General features: G+C 67.1%; 25 protein-coding genes. 13 read left to right on the plus strand and 12 right to left on the minus strand.

Annotated features, from left to right (window positions below; all coding sequences use genetic code 11):
* Positions 1 to 63 precede the first annotated feature (63 nt).
* From ACO07J_RS14730 to ACO07J_RS14740, 3 genes are read left to right on the plus strand one after another with little or no spacing between them, the layout of a single operon-like run.
* On the plus strand, positions 64 to 1,332 hold the full coding sequence (locus tag ACO07J_RS14730; protein ID WP_422030279.1) for an amino acid ABC transporter permease: 1,269 nt from the start codon (positions 64 to 66) through the stop codon (positions 1,330 to 1,332).
* 1 nt (position 1,333) lies between these two features.
* Positions 1,334 to 2,656 (plus strand): amino acid ABC transporter permease, encoded by a 1,323-nt coding sequence (locus tag ACO07J_RS14735; protein ID WP_422030281.1) that lies wholly within the window; start codon positions 1,334 to 1,336, stop codon positions 2,654 to 2,656.
* Between the two features lie 15 nt (positions 2,657 to 2,671).
* Positions 2,672 to 3,463 carry an amino acid ABC transporter ATP-binding protein gene (locus ACO07J_RS14740; RefSeq protein WP_350130544.1) on the plus strand — a complete coding sequence of 264 codons (792 nt, stop codon included), beginning with the start codon at positions 2,672 to 2,674 and terminating at the stop codon, positions 3,461 to 3,463.
* A 60-nt stretch (positions 3,464 to 3,523) separates the two neighbouring features.
* Here ACO07J_RS14740 and ACO07J_RS14745 read toward each other — a convergent pair whose 3' ends face one another.
* From ACO07J_RS14745 to ACO07J_RS14800, 12 genes are all read right to left on the minus strand, one after another.
* A complete protein-coding gene (locus ACO07J_RS14745) occupies positions 3,524 to 4,015 on the minus strand; it encodes a SixA phosphatase family protein (protein ID WP_422030283.1) in 492 nt (163 codons plus the stop codon).
* On the minus strand, positions 4,012 to 4,644 hold the full coding sequence (locus ACO07J_RS14750) for a ferredoxin (RefSeq protein WP_422030285.1): 633 nt from the start codon (positions 4,642 to 4,644) through the stop codon (positions 4,012 to 4,014). Before ACO07J_RS14750 ends, ACO07J_RS14745 begins: the two co-directional genes overlap by 4 nt.
* Entirely contained in the window at positions 4,641 to 5,435 is a 795-nt protein-coding gene (locus ACO07J_RS14755; protein WP_422030287.1) for a sterol desaturase family protein, read from the minus strand. Before ACO07J_RS14755 ends, ACO07J_RS14750 begins: the two co-directional genes overlap by 4 nt.
* Before the next feature lie 60 nt (positions 5,436 to 5,495).
* On the minus strand, positions 5,496 to 6,359 hold the full coding sequence (argB, locus tag ACO07J_RS14760) for an acetylglutamate kinase (protein WP_422030289.1): 864 nt from the start codon (positions 6,357 to 6,359) through the stop codon (positions 5,496 to 5,498).
* Between the two features lie 72 nt (positions 6,360 to 6,431).
* Positions 6,432 to 6,926, minus strand: a complete 495-nt coding sequence (locus ACO07J_RS14765; RefSeq protein ID WP_422030291.1) for a hypothetical protein — start codon at positions 6,924 to 6,926, stop codon at positions 6,432 to 6,434.
* On the minus strand, positions 6,923 to 7,405 hold the full coding sequence (locus ACO07J_RS14770; protein WP_422030293.1) for an RNA pyrophosphohydrolase: 483 nt from the start codon (positions 7,403 to 7,405) through the stop codon (positions 6,923 to 6,925). Before ACO07J_RS14770 ends, ACO07J_RS14765 begins: the two co-directional genes overlap by 4 nt.
* Positions 7,402 to 9,414, minus strand: a complete 2,013-nt coding sequence (locus ACO07J_RS14775) for a M3 family metallopeptidase (RefSeq protein ID WP_422030295.1) — start codon at positions 9,412 to 9,414, stop codon at positions 7,402 to 7,404. Before ACO07J_RS14775 ends, ACO07J_RS14770 begins: the two co-directional genes overlap by 4 nt.
* 77 nt (positions 9,415 to 9,491) lie before the next feature.
* On the minus strand, positions 9,492 to 10,538 hold the full coding sequence (locus ACO07J_RS14780) for a HesA/MoeB/ThiF family protein (protein WP_422030297.1): 1,047 nt from the start codon (positions 10,536 to 10,538) through the stop codon (positions 9,492 to 9,494).
* Positions 10,538 to 10,993, minus strand: coding sequence for a dUTP diphosphatase (dut, locus tag ACO07J_RS14785; RefSeq protein WP_422030299.1), 456 nt, complete (start codon positions 10,991 to 10,993; stop codon positions 10,538 to 10,540). The genes ACO07J_RS14780 and dut overlap by 1 nt, the downstream gene beginning before the upstream one ends.
* Positions 10,994 to 11,044: 51 nt before the next feature.
* Positions 11,045 to 12,238 (minus strand): bifunctional phosphopantothenoylcysteine decarboxylase/phosphopantothenate--cysteine ligase CoaBC, encoded by a 1,194-nt coding sequence (gene coaBC / locus ACO07J_RS14790; RefSeq protein WP_422030301.1) that lies wholly within the window; start codon positions 12,236 to 12,238, stop codon positions 11,045 to 11,047.
* Between the two features lie 64 nt (positions 12,239 to 12,302).
* Complete coding sequence (locus ACO07J_RS14795) at positions 12,303 to 13,067, minus strand: ChaN family lipoprotein (RefSeq protein ID WP_422030303.1); 765 nt, start codon at positions 13,065 to 13,067, stop codon at positions 12,303 to 12,305.
* Positions 13,064 to 13,897 carry an RNA polymerase factor sigma-32 gene (locus ACO07J_RS14800; protein WP_422030893.1) on the minus strand — a complete coding sequence of 278 codons (834 nt, stop codon included), beginning with the start codon at positions 13,895 to 13,897 and terminating at the stop codon, positions 13,064 to 13,066. Before ACO07J_RS14800 ends, ACO07J_RS14795 begins: the two co-directional genes overlap by 4 nt.
* A gap of 153 nt (positions 13,898 to 14,050) precedes the next feature.
* On the opposite strand from ACO07J_RS14800, the gene cobU reads away from it, so the two are divergent.
* The 10 genes from cobU (at position 14,051) to ACO07J_RS14850 (ending at position 21,886) form a co-directional block, all read left to right on the plus strand.
* Positions 14,051 to 14,572, plus strand: coding sequence for a bifunctional adenosylcobinamide kinase/adenosylcobinamide-phosphate guanylyltransferase (gene cobU, locus ACO07J_RS14805; protein ID WP_422030305.1), 522 nt, complete (start codon positions 14,051 to 14,053; stop codon positions 14,570 to 14,572).
* Positions 14,569 to 15,141 (plus strand): histidine phosphatase family protein, encoded by a 573-nt coding sequence (locus ACO07J_RS14810; RefSeq protein ID WP_422030307.1) that lies wholly within the window; start codon positions 14,569 to 14,571, stop codon positions 15,139 to 15,141. The genes cobU and ACO07J_RS14810 overlap by 4 nt, the downstream gene beginning before the upstream one ends.
* Before the next feature lie 59 nt (positions 15,142 to 15,200).
* Complete coding sequence (locus tag ACO07J_RS14815; protein ID WP_422030309.1) at positions 15,201 to 16,091, plus strand: glutathione S-transferase; 891 nt, start codon at positions 15,201 to 15,203, stop codon at positions 16,089 to 16,091.
* Positions 16,092 to 16,157: 66 nt separating this feature from the next.
* Positions 16,158 to 16,730, plus strand: coding sequence for a helix-turn-helix domain-containing protein (locus ACO07J_RS14820; RefSeq protein WP_422030311.1), 573 nt, complete (start codon positions 16,158 to 16,160; stop codon positions 16,728 to 16,730).
* 9 nt (positions 16,731 to 16,739) lie between these two features.
* A complete protein-coding gene (locus ACO07J_RS14825) occupies positions 16,740 to 17,129 on the plus strand; it encodes a GFA family protein (RefSeq protein WP_422030313.1) in 390 nt (129 codons plus the stop codon).
* The gene (locus tag ACO07J_RS14830; protein ID WP_422030315.1) at positions 17,126 to 17,494 is read left to right on the plus strand and encodes a GFA family protein; all 369 of its coding nucleotides are present in this window, start codon (positions 17,126 to 17,128) and stop codon (positions 17,492 to 17,494) included. Before ACO07J_RS14825 ends, ACO07J_RS14830 begins: the two co-directional genes overlap by 4 nt.
* Complete coding sequence (locus ACO07J_RS14835; RefSeq protein WP_422030317.1) at positions 17,491 to 17,877, plus strand: GFA family protein; 387 nt, start codon at positions 17,491 to 17,493, stop codon at positions 17,875 to 17,877. The genes ACO07J_RS14830 and ACO07J_RS14835 overlap by 4 nt, the downstream gene beginning before the upstream one ends.
* A gap of 1 nt (position 17,878) precedes the next feature.
* Positions 17,879 to 20,323, plus strand: coding sequence for a GcvT family protein (locus ACO07J_RS14840; protein WP_422030319.1), 2,445 nt, complete (start codon positions 17,879 to 17,881; stop codon positions 20,321 to 20,323).
* Positions 20,320 to 20,946, plus strand: a complete 627-nt coding sequence (locus ACO07J_RS14845) for a LysE family translocator (protein WP_422030321.1) — start codon at positions 20,320 to 20,322, stop codon at positions 20,944 to 20,946. The genes ACO07J_RS14840 and ACO07J_RS14845 overlap by 4 nt, the downstream gene beginning before the upstream one ends.
* A 37-nt stretch (positions 20,947 to 20,983) precedes the next feature.
* Entirely contained in the window at positions 20,984 to 21,886 is a 903-nt protein-coding gene (locus ACO07J_RS14850; protein WP_422030323.1) for a homocysteine S-methyltransferase family protein, read from the plus strand.
* Positions 21,887 to 21,904: the final 18 nt, after the last annotated feature.

Genomic DNA, 21,904 nt, shown 5'->3' on the forward strand with positions numbered 1-21,904 from the left:
CGGCCCACGGCGCGGCACGCCGCCGGAAAAAAACAAACCGGGCTGAACAACGGGGACTTCCAGATGACATCAACGACCGACCCGCATACGGAGTCGTTCCGCCTGTCCATGCTGATCTACGATACCCGGTATCGGTCGACCACGATCCAGGTCGTGGCACTGATCGGGTTTCTGCTTCTGATCGGCTGGCTCATTTCCAACACCGCGCAGAACCTGCAGGATCTTGGCAAGGAACCCTCCTTCAGCTTCCTGTTCGAACCGGCCGGGTATGATATCAACCAGCGGCTGATCGAATATACCTCGCGCAGTTCGCACCTTCGGGCGGCCTTTGTCGGGCTGCTGAACACGCTGCTGGTCGCCGTCATGGGCTGTGCGCTGGCGACGGTGCTGGGCGTGCTGATCGGTGTGCTCCGGCTGAGCAAGAACTGGCTCGTTTCGAAGATCATGACGGTCTATGTCGAGATGTTCCGCAACGTGCCGGTGCTGCTGTGGATCGTGCTGTTCATGGCGATCCTGATCGAGACGCTGCCGCCGCCGAGCGCCTTCCGCGGCGACGACCCCGAATCGACCATGAAGCTGTTCGAGACGGTCGCGCTGACCAACCGCGGCATCTATGTTCCCGAGCCGCTGTTCTCGCGCAGCCTGGGCGACGTTCACCTGCTGGGGAACTCGGCCCTGAACTTCGATGTCAGCCTCAACCTCCTGGCGATCGTCGCGGTCCTCGTGGCCGGGCTGTTCATCTCCGGCCGCATCCGCGACCGGGCCGACGCCATCCAGAACCGGACAGGCGTGCGGCCGACGACGTGGTACCTGCGGCTGGGCGTGGTGTTCGTGCCGCTGATCATCCTGCTGATCGCGCTGGGCTTTCACCTCGGGTATCCCGAGCTGAAGGGGTTCAATTTCGGCGGGGGCACGCATATGCGCAACTCGCTGATCGCGCTGTGGCTGGCCCTGTCGCTCTATACCGCGGCCTTCGTGGCAGAGATCGTGCGCGCCGGGATCATGGCCGTGAGCCATGGCCAGACCGAGGCCGCAGCGGCGCTTGGCCTGCGGCCCCGGCGGATCATGGGGCTGGTGGTGCTGCCGCAGGCGCTTCGGGTGATCATCCCGCCGCTGATCTCGCAGTACCTGAACCTGACCAAGAACTCGTCGCTGGCGATTGCGGTGGGCTACATGGACATCACCGGCACGCTGATGGGGATCACGCTGAACCAGACGGGCCGCGAGCTCGAGACGGTGCTGCTGGGGATGCTCATCTATCTCACGATCTCGCTGTGCATCTCTCTGGTGATGAACTGGTACAACAATCGCGTCAGACTGGTGGAGCGGTGATATGAGCGAAATGCATGCAGAAACCGTGGGTTACGTTCGCGACACTATGCTGCCCGAACAGGATCCGCCGGCGACCTCGGTGGGGGCCATCGGCTGGCTGAGGGAAAACCTGTTCTCGGGATGGTTCAACACCGCCCTGACGGTGGTGTCGCTGATCTTCATCTACTGGACGCTCGCCGCGATCCTGCCGTGGTTCTTCTCTCCCACGTGGGAGGCGACGTCGCTCAACGAGTGCCGCGAGATCCTGAGGGAAATGGGCCGCGAGGGGCATTTCGGCGGCGCCTGCTGGGGCGTCATCCGTGACCGGTGGGTGCAGCTTCTGTTCGGGTTCTACCCGAGCGGCCTGTACTGGCGGCCGATCCTGGCCTTCGTGCTGCTGTTCGTGGCGCTGGGGCCGGTGCTGTTCAGCGAATACGTCCCGCGCAAGCTGATCTGGTTCTCGGCGCTTTACCCGTTCCTGATGCCCTGGCTGCTGTGGGGCGGGTCGATCTGGACGCCGATCCTCGTCGTCGCCGGGCTCGGCATCGGGTATGGCGTGTTCCGGGTGGTCGCGGCGGCCACCGGCAACCTGGCCGGGCTGATCGCGGCGGTGGTCGCGGCGCTGGTCTGGTGGGTCTTCATTGTCGGACCGCTCTCGGGGCTGATCCATTCGGTGATTTCCCTCGGCATCAACCAGGTCGACAGCCGCAACTTCGGCGGCTTCATGCTGTCGCTGACCATCGGGGTGGTGGCCATCGCCATCTCGCTGCCGCTGGGGATCGTGCTGGCGCTGGGCCGGCGGTCGAACCTGTTGATCGTCAAGGCGCTGTGCGTGGGCTTCATCGAGTTCATCCGGGGCGTGCCGCTGATCACGCTGCTGTTCGTGGCCTCGACGCTGCTGAACATCTTCATGCCGCCGGGCACGAATTTCGACATCATCCTGCGGGTCATCATAATGGCGACCCTGTTCGCCTCGGCCTACATGGCGGAGGTGATCCGGGGCGGCCTGGCCGCGCTGCCGAAGGGACAGTACGAGGGCGCCGACAGCCTTGGCCTCGACTACTGGCAGTCGCAGCGGCTGATCATCATGCCGCAGGCGCTGAAAATCTCGATCCCCGGGATCGTCAGCACCTTCATCGGGTTGTTCAAGGACACGACGCTGGTGTCGATCATCGGCCTCCTGGACCCGCTGGGCCTGTCGAATGCCATCCGGGCCGATTCGGACTGGAACGGTATCGTGTGGGAGCTTTACGGCTTCATCGCGCTGCTGTTCTTCATCTTCTGCTTCGGCATGTCCCGCTATTCCATGTACCTGGAGCGCAAGCTTCAGACTGGCCATAAATAAGAAAGGATCACGCCTATGTCTGACTTGGCCGTAGATACCGAAATCGACCGCTCGCAAATGACGGTGTCCGACGACGTCGCCATCGAGATCAGCAACATGAACAAGTGGTACGGCGCGTTTCACGTGCTGCGCGACATCGACCTGACCGTGAACCAGGGGGAGCGGATCGTGATCTGCGGGCCCTCGGGGTCGGGCAAGTCGACGCTGATCCGCTGCATCAACGCGCTGGAGGAGCACCAGCAGGGCAAGATCGTGGTGGATGGCACGGTGCTGTCGAACGACCTGAAGAACATCGACAAGATCCGCCGCGAGGTGGGGATGGTGTTCCAGCACTTCAACCTGTTCCCGCACCTGACCATTCTCGAGAACTGCACGCTGGCCCCGATCTGGGTGCGCAAGGTGCCCAAGAAGGAAGCCGTGGATACGGCGATGCATTTCCTCGAGAAGGTGAAGATCCCCGAGCAGGCCCACAAGTATCCCGGCCAGTTGTCGGGCGGTCAGCAGCAGCGGGTGGCGATTGCCCGGTCGCTGTGCATGAAGCCGCGGATCATGCTGTTCGACGAGCCGACCTCGGCGCTCGACCCCGAGATGATCAAGGAGGTGCTCGACACCATGATCGAGCTGGCGCAGGAAGGGATGACCATGCTCTGCGTCACGCACGAGATGGGCTTTGCCCGGCAGGTGGCGAACCGCGTGATCTTCATGGACCAGGGTCAGATCGTGGAACAGAACGAGCCGGAAGAGTTCTTCAACAACCCGCGGAGCGACCGGACCAAGCTGTTCCTCAGCCAGATCCTCGGGCACTGAAGCGATCGACATTTGTTGCGAAGCCCCGGCCGATGTGCCGGGGCTATTGCCGTTCGGGGGTCAGCCGGTCAACTCGCGGGGGATGACGAAATCCACCGCCTTGCCCAAGCCGGTGCCGACCTCCTCCCAGCGTTCGATATCGAATTCCGCCACCAGCGTGGCGCAGGTGGGATAGTCGAAGAAGCGCGGATGCGGGGGCGGCACGGCGACGAGGGTCTGGGCGAACCAGCCGATGCCCGGGTTGTGGCCCAGCATCAGGACCGTGTCGCCCCTGGCCTTGCGCAGCACACGCAGCATGTCCTCGGGGCCGGCATGGTAGAGCTTGCCGAGGAACTCGGTATCGCAGGCGATCTTGAGCCGGGCGAAGGTTTCGCGCGTGCGGACCGAGTCGGAGCTGAGCGTCTGGTCGGGCAGGTAGCCCTTGTGGCGCAGCCAGTCGCCCAGCACACGGGCCGAGACCTTCCCGCGGCCGTTGAGCGGGCGCGCGTGGTCGTCTTGGCCGGGGGTGGCCCAGCTGGATTTCGCGTGGCGCATCAGGATCAGCCGTTTCATCGGAAAGCCCTCATGTGAAAGGCGGATTGCGCCTCGAGCCTGCCATGGCCTTGGCTGACGGGGCAAGCGCGGCGGACGGCGCAGCCGCTGGTCATGCAGTCGTTGCCGGGGCGGTCGAGGTCGGCCTTGCAGGCGGCGACGTCATAGCTGCCGCTGGCGAAGGCGTCGACCGGGCAGGCGGTGAGACAGGGGCGGGTATCGCAGCTCTCGCAGGGGCTGGGGGGCGGTGCGGGCGCGTCGATGTGATCGGCAAAGGCGAGGGCGCCGCGGTAGGAGATCATCAGCCCCGCCGTGTCATGGACGAGAAGACCCACGGGTGAGCTATGCGCCCGGCCGCTGGCCTTGGCCCATGCGATGAAGGGCTGGTAGGGCGGGCCGCCGAAGGGGAAGAAGGGGGTGGCGTTCAGGGCCTCGGCCATGCCGGTGATCACCCGGTGCGACCAGCGGTCGAGCGGGTCGGGCGCGCCGTCGAGATACTCCGGAGACGCGGTGAAGGCGGGCCAGAAGCCGGGCTCGAGCGGGCCGAGCAGCACGAGCGATGCGACGCCGTCCGGCAGGTCGTCCTGCACCACGCCCATCACGCCGAGCTGTCGCCCGGCGGCGGCGGTTTCTATGTCGGACAACCTCATTTGCGCTGAAACGGCAGGCCGAGCGACCAGCCCAGCTTCGAGGGCCGGTCATCCTGCCATTCGAGGCCGACGGTCATCCCGTCATGCCCCTTGTCGGGCTGTGCGATGTAGGTGCCGAACAGCCTGTCCCAAACCGACAGGGCAAAGCCGTAATTGGCATCATGCTCGCGCCGGTGGATGGAGTGGTGAACGCGGTGCATGTCGGGGGTGACCAGCAGCTTGCGCAGCACTGCGTCAAGGCCCAGCGGCAGGCGCATGTTGGCATGGTTGAACATGGCGGTGCCGTTCAGCACGATCTCGAACAGGATCACCCCCAGCGCGGGCGGGCCGAGCAGGTAGACAAGGCCGATCTTGAGCAGCATCGAGAGGGCAATCTCGACCGGGTGGAATCGGATCGCGGTGCTGACGTCGATATCGCGGTCGGCGTGGTGGACCCGATGAAACCGCCAGAGCAGCGGCACCTTGTGGGTGATCAGGTGCTGCGCCCAGATGGCGAAGTCGAAGATCAGCACGGTCAGGGCGACCTTGAGCCAGTAGGGCCAGCCGACGCCGTTCATCAGCCCCCAGCCCTGCGCCTCGGCATCGAGCGCGGCGCCCACCGCCAGCAGCGGCAGGGCAAGCGCCAGCGCCCGTAGCGCCAGCGTGTCGAGGATCACGATACCCCAGTTGGTCAGCCACCGCGTGCCGCGCGGCTGAAGCCGGGGGCGCCGGGGCGCCAGCGTCTCGATCCCCGCGAAGAGCAGGAAGAGGCCGAGAAACACCGACAGCCGGATGAGGGTTTCGTTTTCCATGGGCCGGAGCCTAAGCCAAATCCGGGCGCTGGCAAGCATCCCCGGATGGCATTCGCGTGATCAGCCCTTGCGGATGAGAGAGCCGGCGCCGTGTTCGGTGAAGAGCTCGAGCAGCACGGCGTTGGGCGCGCGCCCGTCGATGATCACCACCGCCCGCACGCCGCCCTCGATGGCATTGAGGGCGGTTTCGGTCTTGGGGATCATGCCGCCGCCGATCACGCCTTCGCGGATCATGTCGTGGATCTGACTGGCAGTGAGCTCGGTCAGCACGTTGCCGTCGGTATCCTTCACGCCGTCGACATCCGTCAGCAGCAGCAGGCGGTCGGCCTTGAGCGCCGCGGCGATGGCCCCGGCGGCGGTGTCGCCGTTGATGTTGTAGGTCTCGCCATTGCGGCCCCCGCCCAGCGGCGCGATCACCGGGATCGTGTCGTCGCCGAAGAGCGTGCGCAGGATCGACGGGTCGACCTCGGTCGGGTCGCCCACCAGCCCCAGCGCCGGGTCGGCCGGATCGCAGGTGATCAGGTTGGCATCCTTGCCCGACAGGCCAACGGCCTTGCCGCCCTGACGGTTGATGGCCTGCACGATGCGCTTGTTGACGCGGCCCGAGAGGACCATCTCGACCACTTCCATCGTGGCCGCGTCGGTCACCCGCTTGCCGTTGACGAAATCGGACTTGATCTGGAGCTTCTCGAGCATCTCGTTGATCATCGGCCCGCCGCCATGGACGATCACCGGGTTCACGCCGACCTGCCGCATCAGCACCACGTCGCGGGCGAAGGTTTCCATGGCCTCGTCGCTGCCCATGGCATGACCGCCCAGCTTGATGACGACGATGGCGCCGTCATAGCGCTGAAGGTAGGGCAGAGCCTCGCTGAGGGTTCTGGCGGTGGCGATCCAGTCGCGGTTCATCTCTCGTGTCTTCATCCCGTGGTCCCTTGCTGGGGCCGGGTTATCCCCGCAACGGGGCCCGGCATCAAGAGATTATCCGCGCGGTGTCTACTCCACCGGTTCGCAGCCCTCGCCCTTCATGCAGCTGATCACCTGGTCGAGCATCTTCCGGTCGGGCTCGGGGATGGTGACGCTGTAACAGGGGTCGAGGGTCAGGACGGGGCCGCTTTCGCGCAGTTCTACAAAGCCCAGCACCTCGGTGCCCGACGCAACGCCGGCGCACCACGGGCCGTAGCACCGCACATCGAGCGTGACCGGCCGGTCGAAGGGTGTCGTGAACCCCTCCGGCGACAGGGACATGCCCCGCAGCCGCGCGGGCAGGGGCGTGCTTTCCGGGGTCGAGCCCTGATCCTGCAGGTCGGTCTCGGGCAGTTTGGTCTCGTCGAAGGTCAGCTCGCCATGGACGGCGATGTAACGCTCTTCGGCCGCGTCGAGCTGCTGGTAGGTGCGGGCAGCGTCGGGGCGCATGCAGCTCAGCCCCAGCGCGGGGCCGGCAAGCAGCAGCGCGAGGGCGGCGGGGGCAAGGGTTCGATAGAGTGTCATAGGCGGTCTCCGAATTCTTTCAGAACCTGTTGATAGACCTCGCGCTTGAAGGGCACGATCGCGTCGACCAGCTCTTCCGGCGGAAGCCAGCGCCACTCGGAAAACTCCGGGTGTTGCGTGGCGATGTCGATGTCGCTGTCGCTGCCCTGGAAGCGCAGGAGGAACCATTTCTGCGACTGGCCGCGGAACTTGCCGCCCCAGATGCGCCCGGCGATCTCGGGCGGGAGGTCGTAGGATATCCAGTCCTTCGTCTCCGCCTCGACCTTGACGAGCGAGGGCATGACGCCGGTTTCCTCCCAAAGCTCGCGCAGGGCGGCGCGCTGGGGGTCCTCGTCTTCATCGACACCGCCCTGGGGCATCTGCCAGGCGGGGCCTTCGTTGTCGATCCGCTGGCCGACGAAGACCTCTCCGGCGGTGTTGGCGAGCATCACGCCGACGCAGGGGCGATAGGGCAGGTCGTCTTTCGTGTCCTCCGTCATGCCGCGAGCCCCCGGCCCTTGAGCAGCGCCTCGACGCCGGGCATTCGGCCGCGGAAGGAGGTGTAGAGCGCCTCGGCCTCGCGCGAACCGCCGGTCGAGAGGATGTTCTCCTCCAGCGATTTCGCCGTGTCGGCATCGAAGGCGTCGCCCGCTTCGCGGAATGCCTCGAACGCGTCGGCATCCATCACCTCGGACCACATGTAGCTGTAATAGCCGCTGGAATAGCCGTCGCCGGCGAAGACATGGGCGAAATGCGGCGTGGCGTGGCGCATGGTGATGGCGTGGGGCATGCCCAGTTCCGCCAGCACCTCGGCCTGTTTCGACATCGGGTCGGCGGGGGCTTTCCCCTCATGGAACGCCAGGTCGACCATGGCGGAGGCCACGTATTCCACCGTCTGGAACCCCATATCGAAATTCGCGGCCTCGAGCACCTTGTCGAGCATCTCCTTCGGCATCGCCTCGCCCGTGTCGGCATGGGTGGCGAATTCCTCGAGCACGCGGGGCACCTCCAGCCAGTGCTCGTAAAGCTGGCTGGGGAGCTCGACGAAATCGCGGGCGACGTTGGTGCCCGAGAGCGATTCGTAGGTCACGTTCGAGAGCATCTGGTGGAGGGCGTGGCCGAACTCGTGAAACAGGGTGCGCGCGTCGTCATAGCTCAGGAGCGCGGGGTTGCCCTTGGCGAAGTTACAGACATTGATGACGACCGTGCCCTGCTCCTCGGGGAATTTCGCCTGCCCGCGCATGGCGCTGCACCACGCGCCCGAGCGCTTGGAGGCGCGGGCGAAGTAATCGCCGATGAACACCGCAACGTGGCGGCCGTTGCGGGTGACCTCCCATGCCCGGCAGTCGGGGTGGTAGAGCGGCACGTCGAGCCGCGCGAATTCCAGCCCGAAAAGGCGGTTGGCACAGGCGAAGGCCGCCTCGATCATGCGGTCGAGCTGGAGGTAGGGTTTCAGTGCGGCCTCGTCGAGGTCATGCTCGGCCTTGCGCCGCTTCTCGGCGTAGTAGCGCCAGTCCCACGGCTCGAGCGGGCCGTTCACGCCGTCGCGCTGCATCATGTCGGTCAGCACGGCGGCGTCGGCCTCGGCCTGTGCCTTGGCCGGGGTCCAGACGTCGTTCAGCAGGGTTTTCACCGCCTCCGGCGTCTTGGCCATCTCGGTCTCGAGCTTGTAGGCGGCGAAGCTGTCATAGCCCAGCAGGCGGGCGCGTTCCTCGCGCAGCTGCAGGATTTCGGCGGCGATGGCGCGGTTGTCGGTCTCGCCCCCGTTGGCGCCGCGGGCTTCCCACGCGCGGAACGCCTTTTCCCGCAGGTTGCGGCGGGGCGAGAACTGCAGGAAGGGCACGATCAGCGAGCGTGACAGGGTGATGACCGGCCCGTCTTCGCCTTTCTCCTGCCCGGCCTCGCGGGCGGCGCGGACCAGGAAATCGGGCAGGCCTTCGAGCTCGTCCTCGGCCAGCACCATGTGCCAGCCCGCCTCGTCGGCCAGCAGGTTCTGGGTGAAGGCGGTGCCCAGCTCGGCCAGCCGCGACATGATATCCCGCATGCGGGCCTCCTCGGCCCCTTCGAGCGCGGCGCCGGCGCGGATGAACCGGCGGCGGGTGAGGTAGAGCAGGCGGTCCTGTTCGGGTGTGAGGTCGAGCGTGTCGCGGTTTTCCCAGAGGGTCTCGATGCGCTGGAAGAGCGGCTTGTTGGCATAGACCTCGGAGGAATAGGCGGCGAGCCTGGGGCTGAATGCGCGCTGCAATTCCTGCCGCTTGGGGTTGGTGTCGGCCCCGGCCACGCTGAAGAACACCGACAGCACGCGGCTGAGCGGTTTGCCGGCGATTTCCAGCGCCTCGATCGTGTTGGCGAAGTCGGGCTGTGCGGGGTCATCGGCAATCGCCGCGATTTCGGCGCGCGCTTCGGTCAGGGCGGTTTCGAAGGCGGGGGCGAAATGCGCGTCCTCGATTCGGTCGAAGGGGGCGATTTCATGGGGGGTGGACCAGTCGTCCAGCAACGGATTCGTCATGGGACATCTCTCCTTTGAGGGGAAGCTAGGCAGTTCGACCCGGTTCGGCAATGGCACGTGGCGCAGAAGTGAGGGCGTCAGGCGCCTTTCGCCGGGGTGCCGCAGACCGGGCAATCGGCACGCCGCGACAGGCCGATCTTGCGGGTCTCGCCGAAGAGCGCGTCGTGGATCAGCATCTCGCCCCGCAAGGGCGCGCCCGCCCCGGTGATGACCTTGATCGCCTCGGCCGCCATCATCGTGCCCAGCACGCCGGGCAGGGGGCCGAGCACGCCCGCCTCGGCGCAGCTGGGGGCCAGTTCGGCGGCGGGCGCCTCGGGGAAGACGCACTGGTAGCAGGGGGTGCCTTTTGCCGTGTCGAACACGCTCAGTTGCCCTTCCCATTGCGAGAGGGCGCCGGAGATCAGCGGCTTGCCGGTGGCATGGGCGGTGGCGTTCGACAGGTAGCGGGTTTCGAAATTGTCGGTGCCGTCGAGGATCAGGTCATACTCGGCAAAGAGCTCTGCCGCGATATCTTCGGTCAGCTTGCGGTGATAGGGGCGCACCACCACGTTGGGGTTCTGCGCGCGCATCGCGTCGGCGGCGGAATGGGCTTTGGGCCGGCCGATATCGGCGTCGCGGTGGATCACCTGCCGTTGCAGGTTGGAGTTCTCGACAAGGTCGTCGTCGATCACCCCAATGGTGCCGACGCCCCCGGCCGCGAGGTAGAGCAGCGCCGGAGAGCCGAGGCCGCCCGCGCCGATCACCAGCACGCGCGCCTCCTTGAGCCGCTTCTGCCCCGGCCCGCCGATTTCCCGCAGCACGATATGGCGGGCGTAACGGTCGAGCTCGGCCTCGGAGAAGAGGCCCTTGCGCTCGGGCTCCGGCGTGCCTTCCGCCTTCTGCCGCAGGGCGCGCAGGCCCTTGCGGTAGACCAGCACCAGCGCCACGAACCCGGCCAGCAGCAGCCACAGCGCCGGGCTTTCCCCCGTCGCCATCCGCAGCGGGTGGGCATCGGGCAGGACCAGGTGCAGCAGCACCACCCCGAGCCACAGCACCAGGATCATGCCCCAGCGCAGCCGGTGCGGCGTGCCGAGCATCGCGCCCAATCCCCAGAGCGCCGCCGCGATGACCAGCACCAGCAGCATCAGCCGGCCCCGGTGGAGCCGAACCCGCCCGCCCCGCGGGAGGTGTCGTCGAGGCTGTCGGCCAGTTCGAATGCCGCCGTCACCACGGGCGACACCACCATCTGGGCGATGCGCATGCCGTGCTCGATGCGGAACGGCTCCTGGCCTGCGTTCATCACGATCACGCCCAGCGGCCCGCGATAATCGCTGTCGATCGTTCCGGGGCTGTTGGGCAGGGTGATCCCGTGCTTGAGCGCCAGCCCCGAGCGCGGGCGGAGCTGCACCTCGTAGCCTTCGGGGATCGCCAGCCGGAGCCCGGTGGGCACCAGCACGCGCGCACCGGGTGCCAGGTCGACGGCGCCGCGTTCGGGGAAGTTGGCGCGCAGGTCGGCCCCCGCGGCGCCGGCGCTTTCATAGGACGGCAGACCAAGGGACCGGTCCGCGCCTTCCTCCCAGACAAACCTGACTGTCACCATGCCCGCTCTTTCATCTTTCCGAAAATACTCCCGCCGGAGGCGCCCTGCCGGTCAGGCCAGCGCATCGGCGATCTTTTGTGCCAGCCGGTCGGCGACCTGTGCCTTGGTCATGCGCGGCCAGTCCTCGGCGCCGTCGGCGGTGATCAGGGTCACGGCGTTCTCCTGCCCGCCCATGATGCCGGTGGCGGGGCTCACGTCGTTGGCGAGGATCCAGTCGCAGCCCTTGCGCCAGCGCTTGGCGGTGGCGTTGTCGATCACGTCGTCGGTTTCGGCGGCGAAGCCCACGACAAGCGCGGGGCGGCCGCTTTGCATGCCCGAGACGGTGGCGAGGATGTCGGGGTTCTCCTCGAACTCGAGCGCGGGCATGCCGCCCTTGGTCTTTTTCAGCTTCCTGTCGGAGGCGCTCTTGACCCGCCAGTCGGCCACGGCGGCGGCGAAGATGGCGGCGTCGGCGGGCAGGGCGGCCTGTGTCGCCTCGAGCATCTCGCGGGCGGAGCCCACGCGCACAACTTCGACCCCTTCGGGGGGCGGAATGTCGGCGGGGCCGGTTACGAACACCACCTCGGCGCCGAGGCCGGACAGCGCCCGGGCGATGGCGGTGCCCTGGGCGCCCGAGGAGCGGTTGGCGATGTAGCGCACCGGGTCGATCGGCTCGTGCGTGGGGCCGGAGGTGACGAGCACCCGCTTGCCCGCCAGCGGCCCGGCGCCAAGGCGGGCCTGCACGGCCGCCACGATCTCCAGCGGTTCGGCCATGCGCCCGGGGCCGTACTCGCCACAGGCCATGTCGCCGTCATTGGGGCCGACGAAGGCGATGCCGTCACCCTTCAGCGTGGCGATGTTGCGCTGGGTCGCGGCATGTTCCCACATGCGTACGTTCATGGCCGGTGCCACCAGCACGGGGGTGTCGGTGGCCAGAAGCAGGGTCGAGGCAAGGTCGTCGGCCTGCCCCGTCGCCATCTTCGCCATCAGGTCGGCGGTGGCGGGCGCCACGACGATCAGGTCGGCGCTGCGGCTGAGTTCGATATGGCCCATCTCGGCCTCGTCGGTGAGGTCGAAGAGGTCGCGGAAGACCTTGCGGCCCGCCAGCGCCGAGACCGACAGGGGCGTCACGAATTCCTCGCCCGCGCGAGTGAGCACCGGCGTGACCGATGCGCCGCGTTCGCGCAGGCGGCGGATCAGGTCGAGCGCCTTGTAGGCGGCGATCCCGCCGCCGATGATCAGCAGAATGCGTTTTCCAGCCAGCATTCGCACCCCCGGTGTTCCTGTCTGCCCGACAGTAGGGTCTGCCCCATGGCGATACAAGAGCGCCCTACCGGAACGCGGCGCAGGGGTCGTCGCGCTGGGCCGGCGGGGCCGAGAGCACCTCGTCGAAGCCGCCGACCAGCGGCATGCCGTTCTCGGTCTGGCCGACCACGTGCAGATCGAGTTCCGGCGCGGCCTGCCCCAGCAGGGCGGGCATGCCCCAGTCGCGGCGGGCATGGCCGTTGCCGGTGATCACCACGACCGGGCCGCCGGTCTCCTCGTGCGCCTGAAGGGCGGTGCGGGCGAGCATGGCGTCGCGCAGTCGCTGGATGCGGACCATGCCGGGCAGCATCTCCTCGGGGATGGCGTTGCAATGGGCCTCCATCTGGAGCGCCTCGCGGGCAGCCTGCTCGTTCTCCGGCAGGGGCTCGTCCAGTCCGAAGCGGGCGGCCTCGCCTTCCATCGGCCCGTCGAACCCGCCCTCCATCGCGGCGCGGGCCTCCTCTCGGCCGACGCCGGCCCCGTAGATGCGGGCCGCGGGCGCGGCGGCGAAGATCGGGTGGTACATCGCGAAATCGGGCCAGCCGCTGTCCTCCCATTCCAGCGCCGTGGCCAGGGCCGCCGGATCGCCAAGCAGGTCCGGCGTCACACGGGCCGCCTGTTCCGGCGTCAGCATCTCGAAGACGATCGCGGCAGGGGAGATGGCGGCCACCCTTTCGGCCTGGGCCACGTGGTGGGCCGGGTTGTCGTGCACCTCCCCCAGAACGGAGATGTCCTGCGCCGAGGCGGCACAGGACAGCATCGAGAACAGTGCGAATGCAAGGCTTCTCATACGAGAAGGTTCTGCACCTCCGAACCGTGACGTTCAAGGTGCTTGCGCATTTTCTGGAACGCCGCCGCCTCGAGCTGGCGGACGCGTTCCTTGCTGAGGCTCAGCTCGGTGCCGAGGCTTTCCAGCGTGCGCGGGTCGTCGCGCAGCTTGCGCTCGCGGACGATGAAGCGTTCGCGGTCGTTGAGGCGGGCCATCGCGTCGCCGAGCCACAGGCGCAGGGCGACGTTGTCATGGTCCTTCTCGACCAGCTCGTCGCCGCGGGCGCCGTCATCCTCGATCGTGTCGATCCATTCGCGGCCTTCCTCTTCCGTGGACTGTGTGGCGTTGAGCGAGAAGTCGGTGCCCGACAGCCGGCCCTCCATCATCTCGACATCGCGCAGCGGCACGCCGACCTCGTGCGCGATCATCTCGCGAAGCTGGTGGCCGTCAAGCTCTTCTCCGCGGGCCATCGCCTCGCGTTCGATCCGGGCCTGCACCCGGCGCATGTTGAAGAACAGGGATTTCTGGCTGCTGGTCGAGCCGGTGCGCACCATCGACCAGTTGCGCATCACGTAATCCTGGATCGAGGCTTTGATCCACCAGACGGCGTAGGTGGAAAAGCGGACCCCGCGATCGGGGTCGAACTTGTCGGCGGCCTTCATCAGGCCCAGCCCGGCTTCCTGGATCAGGTCGTTCATCGAGGCGCCGTAGCGCCGGTACTTTGCGGCCATCGAAATTGCGAGGCGCATGTAGGCGGTGATCAATCGGTGCAGCGCGGCTTCGTCGCGCTGGTCGCGCCACGCGTAGGCGAGGCTCAGCTCGGTTTCCGCGTCCAGCAACTCGGCTTTCATCGCGGCCCGTGACATGTCTGTGGGTTGGTCTGCGTCAAGCGGCATAATATTCCCCCTGTAGGGCAGACCTCGGTGATCTGCTCTTTTGTCGACATTCACCCGGTGCTACGGACATAGGGAGGGTTCGGATCAATAAAAAGAGGCTGGGATGTCATGCTTCCGGGGTTGAGCCTTGTTCTGGGGGGTGCCGCATCGGGAAAATCCCTTTTCGCGGAAGGGCTTGTACGAGCGACGGGCCGCAATCTCATTTATTTTGCGGCGGCGCGCGCGCATGACGACGAAATGCGCGCGAAGATCGAGCGGCACCAGCGGTTGCGGGGTTCCGGGTGGCGCACGATCGAGGAGCCGCTGGAGGTGGGCCGGACGCTGGCGGGGCTGAGCGGTGATACCGCTATCCTGCTCGATTGCGCGACGATGTGGCTGAGCAATCACCTTCTGGCAGAGAACGACATCGAGGAGGCGGAGGCGGGGCTGATGGCCGGGCTGTCGCTATGTGCCGCGCCGGTGGTGATCGTGTCGAACGAGGTGGGCCTGTCGGTGGTGCCCGAGAACGCGCTGGCCCGCCGGTTCCGCGAGGAACAGGGGCGGCTGAACCAGAAGCTGGCGGCGAAGGCCGGGCTGGTGGTGAACGTGGTGGCGGGCCTGCCGCAGGTGCTGAAGGGCGAGCTGCCGTGAGCCGCCTGCACTGGGTGCGGCACGGGCCGACCCATGCGAAAGCCATGGTGGGCTGGTCCGACCTGCCCGCCGACCTGAGCGATACCGAGCGGGTAAGCCGTCTGTCGCAGCACCTGCCGGCGGAGGCGGTGGTCGTCTCGTCGGACCTGTTGCGCGCGGTGCAGACGGCGGACGCGATTGCCGGCAGCCGTGCCCGGCTCGACCCCGATCCGGAGCTTCGGGAGATCCATTTCGGCGACTGGGAGCTGCAGGGATTCGAGGGCGTCGAGGATCAGCCCCTGCTGCGTGCTTTCTGGGAAACGCCGGGGGATATCTGCCCGCCGGGCGGGGAAAGCTGGAACCAGGTTTCCGCCCGGGTCGACCGGGCCATCGGCCGGGTGCTGGAGGCGCATCCCGGGCGCGACGTGATCGTGGTGGCGCATATGGGGACGATCCTGACGCAGGTGCAGCGGGCGCTTGGTCTGTCGGGGTATGACACCTTCGCGCACCGGATCGACAACCTCTCGGTCACCGAGTTGCACTGGCAGGGCGGTCGGTGGGAGGCGGTGAGGATCAATCACTGTCCGTGATGCGCATCCACACGAAATAGCGTTTCCCGGTGCGGCCGGCACCGAGTAGCGTGCGCGCCATGACATATGACCTTTTCATCGGCGATCGCGCCTTTTCCAGCTGGTCCCTGCGGGGCTGGCTGATGTTCGAGAAATTCGGCCTTCCGGTGCGGACGCACCTGGTGGGCCTGTACGACGGGACCATGCAGGCGGACCTGGCGGAGCTGGCGCCCGCGCGGCTGGTGCCGGTGATGCGCGACGCCGATGGCGTGGTGGTGGGCGATACGCTGGCCATGGCCGAGACGCTGGCCGAGCGGCACCCCGAGGCGGGGCTGTGGCCCGCCGACGCGGCGGCGCGAGCGCTGGCCCGCTGGATGGTGGCGGAGATGCATTCGGGCTTCGGTGCTTTGCGCGGTGACTGCCCGATGCAGTTGCTGCACCGGGTCGAGGGGTTCGTGCCGTCCGAGGCGGTGCGGGCCGACGTGGCGCGGATCGAGCAGCTTTGGGAAACCGCGCGGTCCCGGCACGGACAGGACGGCCCTTGGCTGTTCGGGGCGTATTCGCTGGCGGATGTCTTCTATGCGCCCGTGGCGGCGCGGATCGCGGGCTACGGCCTGCCGGTGGGCGGGGCGGCGCAGGCATATGTCGACCTGACGCTGGCGGAGGGGGCGTTCCGGCGGTGGCGGGCGCTGGGGCTGACCAAGAGCTACGATCCGGTGCCCTACGAGATGGATCTGCCGAAGGGGGCATGGCCCGGCCCGACGCCACGGCCGGCCCGGCCCGTCGAGAGCGGACGGCCGGAGAACGACGCCTGCCCCTATTCCGGCGGGACGGTGACGCACCTGCTGGAAACGGAGGGCCGCATCTTCGGGTTCTGCAACGCCACCTGCCGCGACAAGACGGTGAATGATCCAGACGCATGGCCGGCCTTCGTGGCGCTGCGGGATGCCGCGATGCGGCGTGAAAAATAGATTGAAATTTTCACGGAATCGCCACACGGTGAAATTTGGACAGATAATTTCACGAAAGGCGTTCCGTTGGACCATAGCCATCCCAGCCAACTGCGCACACTCGGGGCCGACCTGCGCGCCCTGCGCAAGGCGCGCGGGCGGACGCTTTCGGACCTGGCCGAGACGCTGGGCCGGTCGGTCGGCTGGCTGAGCCAGGTCGAGCGTGACCTGTCGGAGCCGTCGATTTCCGACCTGCGCCAGATCGCCGAGGCGCTGGGCGTGCCGATGTCGCTTCTGTTCGGCCATGCCAGCGCGCCGGCGGATGAACAGGGATATGTCGTGCGCGCCGGGGCGCGGCGGCCCATGGGCTCGGGCGAGGAAGGGCTGATCGAGGAGTTGCTGTCGCCCGACCTGACCGACGATTTCGAGGTCATCCATTCCACGTTCCGTCCCCGCTCGCGCATGCAGACCCCGGCCAAGCGCCCGACGCAGGAGGTGGGCTATATCGTTTCCGGCAGGCTCGACCTGACACTGGGCGGGCGGCAGTTCACGGTGGGCCCCGGCGACAGTTTCCGCTTTCGCGGCGAGGAATATTCCTGGGCTAACCCCTACGATGAACCCGTGGTTGCGATCTGGGTGATCGCGCCGCCGGTGTACTAGGAGGCCGGAATGATGACCGGCGGTTGTCTTTGCGGGGCGGTGCGGTTCCGGGTCGATGCAGAGCTGCGCGACCCGATCGCCTGCCATTGCAAGCAGTGCCGCCAGCAGTCGGGGCATTTCTTCTCGGCGGTCCCCGCGCCCAAGGCGGCGGTGCAATTCGAGCGTGACGAGGGGCTGCGCTGGTACCGTCACACCGAGATCGCCGAGCGGGGCTTCTGCTGGATGTGCGGATCGACGCTGTTCTGGCGCGGCGACGAGGGCCCGGACGTGATGGTCGCGATGGGCGCGCTCGACGAGACTGGCGACATGAGATTGTCCGGCCACTACTGGGTCGATTTCATGGGCGACTATTACGACATCGACGATGGTCTTCCACAGCATGAAGGAATGGAGACATGACGACGGGACGCTGCCTTTGCGGGGATATCATCTTCACCGTGAACACCAAGCTTACCGATGCCTCGGTTTGCCATTGCGGCCAATGCCGCAAGCAGTCGGGTCATCTCTGGGCCTCGGCGGTGGCGCCACTGGCCAAGGTCGAGATCGAGGGCCCGGTGCACTGGTACGAGGCGAGCGGAAGGGCCAAGCGCGGCTTCTGTCCGCGCTGCGGGTCGTTCCTGTTCTGGAAGGCGCATGACGAGGACACGATCGGTATTGCCCTGGGCGCGCTGGACGAGCCGACGGGCATCACGCTGGAGCGGCATATCTTCACCGCCGACAAGGGCGACTATTACGACATCGCGGACGGGCTGCCGCAGAGATGATCACCGGGGCCTGCCTGTGCGGCGCCAACGCCTTCGAGCTGGCCGCCGGGCCGGGCCCGGTGACCGCCTGCCATTGCGGGCAGTGCCGGCGCTATTCGGGCTTTCACGCGGCCAGCATCGACTATGACGGCAGCAGGATGCGCTGGCTGCGGCAGGGGCATGTGACGCGGTTCACCCATCCGGGCGGGAGCACGCGGGTGTTCTGCGGCCAGTGCGGCACCAAGCTGTGGTTCGAATACACCAATGGCGGCCTGAGCCTCGAGGCCGGGGTGATGGACGCGCCGACCGGCGCGCGGCTGGCCGGGCATATCTTCGTCGCCGACAAGGGCGACTTCTACGACATCGCGGACGGGTTGCCGCAACAGCAGGGATGGGAAGACTGACATGGCGGATTTTCCGAACACGGCACGGGTGGTCATCATCGGCGGCGGGGCGGTGGGCGCATCGGCGCTCTATCACCTCGCCAAGGCGGGCTGGACCGATTGCGTGCTGCTCGAGAAGAACGAGCTGACGGCGGGCAGCACGTGGCACGCGGCGGGCAACGTGCCGACCTTCTCGACCAGCTGGTCGATCATGAACATGCAGCGCTATTCGACCGAGCTTTACGCGCGGCTGGGGGCTGAGGTCGACTATCCGATGAACTATCACCAGACCGGCTCGATCCGGCTGGCGCATTCGAAGGAGCGGATGCAGGAATTCGAGCGCGCCAGGGGGATGGGGCGCTACCAGGGGATGGACCTCGATATCCTCGGGCTGGACGAGATCAAGGACAGGTATCCGTTCATCGAGACGCATGACTTGCAGGGCGCGCTCTATGACCCCAACGATGGCGATATCGACCCCGCGCAGCTGACCCAGGCGCTGGCCAAGGGGGCGCGTGACATGGGCGCGCGGGTGCTGCGGTTTACGCCGGCCACCGGCGTCAGCCGCGAGGGTGACGAGTGGATCGTGCAGACGGAAAAGGGTGATATCCGCTGCGACTACGTGGTGAATGCCGCGGGGTACTATGCACAGCGCGTGGGTGAATGGTTCAAACCCTATGGCGGGCGGACCGTGCCGATGATGGTGATGAGCCATCAATACATGCTGACCGACGAGATCCCGGAGCTGGAGGCGTGGAGCAAGGAGGCCGGGCACAAGCTGCCGCTGTTGCGGGACGTCGACAGTTCCTACTACCTGCGGCAGGAGAAGTACGGCCTGAACCTCGGGCCCTACGAGCGGAACTGCAAGGCGCATTGGGTGCAGCCCGACGACCCGATGCCCGAGGATTTCAGCTTCCAGCTCTACCCCGACGATCTGGAACGGCTGGAATGGTATGTCGAGGATGCGATGGCGCGGGTGCCGCTGCTGGGCACCGGGGGCGTCAACAAGGTGATCAACGGGCCGATCCCCTATGCGCCCGATGGCCTGCCGCTTCTGGGGCCGATGCCGGGGGTGCCGAACGCGTTCGAGGCCTGTGTCTTCACCTTCGGCATCGCGCAGGCCGGGGGCGCGGGCAAGGTGCTGGCCGAGTGGATCACGGAAGGGGCCACCGAGTGGGACATGTGGGCCGTCGATCCGCGGCGCTACACCGATTACACCGACCGTGATTACTGCATCGCCAAGGGGATGGAGGTGTATGGTCACGAATACGCCATGCATTTCCCCTGGCATGAATGGCCGGCGGGGCGCGACCGGAAGCTGTCGCCGGTGCATGACCGGGTGAAGGCGCTGGGCGGCGTGATGGGCGCCTATAACGGCTGGGAGCGGGCCAACTGGTTCGCCAAGCCGGGCGACGATACCTCGGAAGAGGCCACCCAGACGTGGAACCGCGCCGGTCCGTGGGAGCAGCGCATCCGCGAGGAATGCGAGGCGGTGCGCGACGGCTGCGGCGTGCTCGACCTGCCGGGGTTCACCCGGCTGTGGGTGTCGGGCGCGGGGGCCGATGACTGGCTGCGCGGCTTCGTGACCGGCGGGTTGCCGAAGGTGGGGCGGATGAACCTCGTCTACGTGGCCGATACGCGCGGGCGGATCGTGACCGAGTTCTCCTGTGTCCGGCTGGCCGAGGACAGCTTCGTTCTGATCACCGCCGCCACGGCGCAATGGCATGACGGCGAGCTGGTCCGCAACGCGCTGGCCGAGGGGCTGAGCCTGCGTGAGACCACGACCGAGCGTGACGCGCTGCTGCTGGCCGGGCCGAAAAGCCGCGAGGTGCTGGAGGGGCTGACCGATGGCGACCTGTCGCTGCCTTGGCTGAGCCACCAGCATTGCACCGTGGCCGGGCAGAAGGCGTTCCTGATCCGGGTGAGCTTTACCGGCGAGCTGGGCTGGGAGATTCACGGCGAGTTCGATGCCATCCCGGCGATCTATGACGCGCTGATCGAGAAGGGGGTGAAACCCTTCGGGATGTACGCATTGAACAGCCTGCGGGTCGAGAAGGGGTATCGGGCGTGGAAGGGCGATTTGTCGACCGACTACTCGATGCTCGAGGCCGGGCTGGAGAGGTTCGTGAAGTTCGACAAACCGCAGGATTTCACCGGCAAGGCGGCGCTTCTGGCGGAGAAGCAGCAGGGGCGGAAAAAGGCCTTCGTGACGCTGAAGGTCGACGCGGGGGAGGCGGATGCGCCCTACATGTCGACCGTCTGGCATGACGGCAAGATCGTGGGCGAGACCACGTCGGGGGCCTGGGGCTACCGGGTGGGCGCGAGCGTGGCGCTTGCGATGATCCGGCCGGAGCTGGCGGAGGCGGGCACCGAGGTGGAGGTCGAGATCTACGGCGAGCGCCGCCGCGCCGAGGTCCAGCCGGACGGCTCGATGTGGGATCCTGAAAATGAAAGGCTGCGGGCGTGAGCATCGAGACCTACCTGCTGTATCTCGGCGTATTGGTGGCCTTCTTCGCGACCCCGCCGGATACCAGCCAGTTGCTGATCATTTCCAACAGCCTGCGCCACGGGATGCGGCGCAGCATGGCGACGGTGGCGGGCGACCTGTCGGCCAACGCGTTGCAGATGACGCTGGCGGCGTTCGGGCTGACGGCAGTGATCGCGGCCTCGGCCGATGCGCTCTGGGTCGTGAAATGGCTTGGTGTAGCCTACCTCGTGTGGATCGGGTTGAAGCTGATGCTTTCGAAGGCCGGTGCGGACACCCCGGCGGAGTCAAGGCACGGGCGGCTGTTCCGGCAGGGTTTCGTCACCTCCTCGGCCAACCCTTACGCGGTGGTGTTCTTCGGCGCGCTCTTCCCGCAGTTCATCGACCCGGCACTGCCGGTCTGGCCGCAACTCCTGATCCTCGGGGTGACGTACCTCGTGGTCGACGGATTGATCCTGCTGCTCTGGGGCTGGGCGGCGACGCATACGCTGGGCCGGGTGAAGCAACTGACGGGCGTCTGGCTCAACCGGGTGTCCGGCGCGCTGATGTTGGGGGCGGCGGTGCTGCTGGGCCTGAAAGACCTCGACCGGACGGCGGAACGGTAGAGCCGTTGGAAACAAACAGGATCGGGGAGAGAGACCCATGACCAAGATCACGTTGCTCGACGGCTCGATCGGGCAGGAACTGGTGAAACGCTCGGGCGACCGGGCCACGCCGCTCTGGTCGACCCAGGTGATGATCGACCATCCCCATATCGTGCGCGAGGTGCATGACGCTTATTTCGCCGCCGGCGCGACGGTGGCTACGACCAACACCTATGCCGTGCTGCGCGACAGGCTGGTGCGGGTCGGGCTTCACGAGGAGGTGGGGCGGCTGACCGAGACCGCCGTGACCATGGCGCGCGAGGCGCAGCGGCATGCCGGCAAGGGGCTGGTCGCGGGGGCGCTCGGGCCGCTGGGGGCGTCGTACCGGCCGGACCTCTGCCCGCCGGTAGCCGACGCGGTGCAGCTTTACGAGGAGCCGATTGCCAACCTGCGCGACCATGTCGACCTGTTGCTGTTCGAGACGATGGCCTCGGTCGAGCAGGCCGAAGGGGCGCTGGTGGCGGCGGCGCAGCATGGCAACGGCTTGCCGGTCTGGCTGGCGGTGACGGTCGAGGACGAGGACGGCACGCGCCTGCGCTCGGGCGAGAAGCTGGACCTGCTCGCGCCGCTGGTGGAGCGGCACAAGCCGGCGGCGGTGCTGATCAACTGTTCGCCGCCCGAGGTGATCGCGGCGGGGTTGGAGATCATCGGGACCCTCGGCCTGCCTTATGGCGCTTATGGCAACGGGTTCACCCGGATCAGCGAGGGGTTCCTGAAGGATGCCCCGACGGTCGATGCGCTGGAGCAGCGGACCGACCTGACGCCCGATGCCTATGCGGGGTTTGCTATGGGCTGGGTCGACCAGGGCGCCACCATCGTCGGCGGCTGCTGCGAGGTCGGGCCGGATCACATCACGGAACTGGCAGGGCGGCTTCGGTCGGCCGGGCACGAGATCGTTTGACATCAATAGACAGAGGCG

This window comes from Roseovarius sp. (genome assembly GCF_965228755.1).
Lineage (GTDB): Bacteria > Pseudomonadota > Alphaproteobacteria > Rhodobacterales > Rhodobacteraceae > Roseovarius.

Coding starts and splice junctions, on each gene's coding strand:
- ACO07J_RS14800 (WP_422030893.1), bottom strand. CDS start 13,897: ATGAAAGCCGAGTTGCTGGACGCGGAAACCGAGCTGAGCCTCGCCTAC.
- ACO07J_RS14780 (WP_422030297.1), bottom strand. CDS start 10,538: ATGCTGCTGGTGCTGGTCATCGCGGCGGCGCTCTGGGGATTGGGCGCG.
- dut (WP_422030299.1), bottom strand. CDS start 10,993: ATGGTGACAGTCAGGTTTGTCTGGGAGGAAGGCGCGGACCGGTCCCTT.
- ACO07J_RS14835 (WP_422030317.1), top strand. CDS start 17,491: ATGATCACCGGGGCCTGCCTGTGCGGCGCCAACGCCTTCGAGCTGGCC.
- argB (WP_422030289.1), bottom strand. CDS start 6,359: ATGAAGACACGAGAGATGAACCGCGACTGGATCGCCACCGCCAGAACC.
- coaBC (WP_422030301.1), bottom strand. CDS start 12,238: ATGCTGGCTGGAAAACGCATTCTGCTGATCATCGGCGGCGGGATCGCC.
- ACO07J_RS14755 (WP_422030287.1), bottom strand. CDS start 5,435: ATGGAAAACGAAACCCTCATCCGGCTGTCGGTGTTTCTCGGCCTCTTC.
- ACO07J_RS14765 (WP_422030291.1), bottom strand. CDS start 6,926: ATGACACTCTATCGAACCCTTGCCCCCGCCGCCCTCGCGCTGCTGCTT.
- ACO07J_RS14745 (WP_422030283.1), bottom strand. CDS start 4,015: ATGAAACGGCTGATCCTGATGCGCCACGCGAAATCCAGCTGGGCCACC.
- ACO07J_RS14730 (WP_422030279.1), top strand. CDS start 64: ATGACATCAACGACCGACCCGCATACGGAGTCGTTCCGCCTGTCCATG.
- ACO07J_RS14850 (WP_422030323.1), top strand. CDS start 20,984: ATGACCAAGATCACGTTGCTCGACGGCTCGATCGGGCAGGAACTGGTG.
- ACO07J_RS14770 (WP_422030293.1), bottom strand. CDS start 7,405: ATGACGGAGGACACGAAAGACGACCTGCCCTATCGCCCCTGCGTCGGC.
- ACO07J_RS14825 (WP_422030313.1), top strand. CDS start 16,740: ATGATGACCGGCGGTTGTCTTTGCGGGGCGGTGCGGTTCCGGGTCGAT.
- ACO07J_RS14775 (WP_422030295.1), bottom strand. CDS start 9,414: ATGACGAATCCGTTGCTGGACGACTGGTCCACCCCCCATGAAATCGCC.
- ACO07J_RS14815 (WP_422030309.1), top strand. CDS start 15,201: ATGACATATGACCTTTTCATCGGCGATCGCGCCTTTTCCAGCTGGTCC.
- ACO07J_RS14740 (WP_350130544.1), top strand. CDS start 2,672: ATGTCTGACTTGGCCGTAGATACCGAAATCGACCGCTCGCAAATGACG.
- ACO07J_RS14840 (WP_422030319.1), top strand. CDS start 17,879: ATGGCGGATTTTCCGAACACGGCACGGGTGGTCATCATCGGCGGCGGG.
- ACO07J_RS14830 (WP_422030315.1), top strand. CDS start 17,126: ATGACGACGGGACGCTGCCTTTGCGGGGATATCATCTTCACCGTGAAC.
- ACO07J_RS14795 (WP_422030303.1), bottom strand. CDS start 13,067: ATGAGAAGCCTTGCATTCGCACTGTTCTCGATGCTGTCCTGTGCCGCC.
- ACO07J_RS14750 (WP_422030285.1), bottom strand. CDS start 4,644: ATGAGGTTGTCCGACATAGAAACCGCCGCCGCCGGGCGACAGCTCGGC.
- ACO07J_RS14735 (WP_422030281.1), top strand. CDS start 1,334: ATGAGCGAAATGCATGCAGAAACCGTGGGTTACGTTCGCGACACTATG.
- cobU (WP_422030305.1), top strand. CDS start 14,051: ATGCTTCCGGGGTTGAGCCTTGTTCTGGGGGGTGCCGCATCGGGAAAA.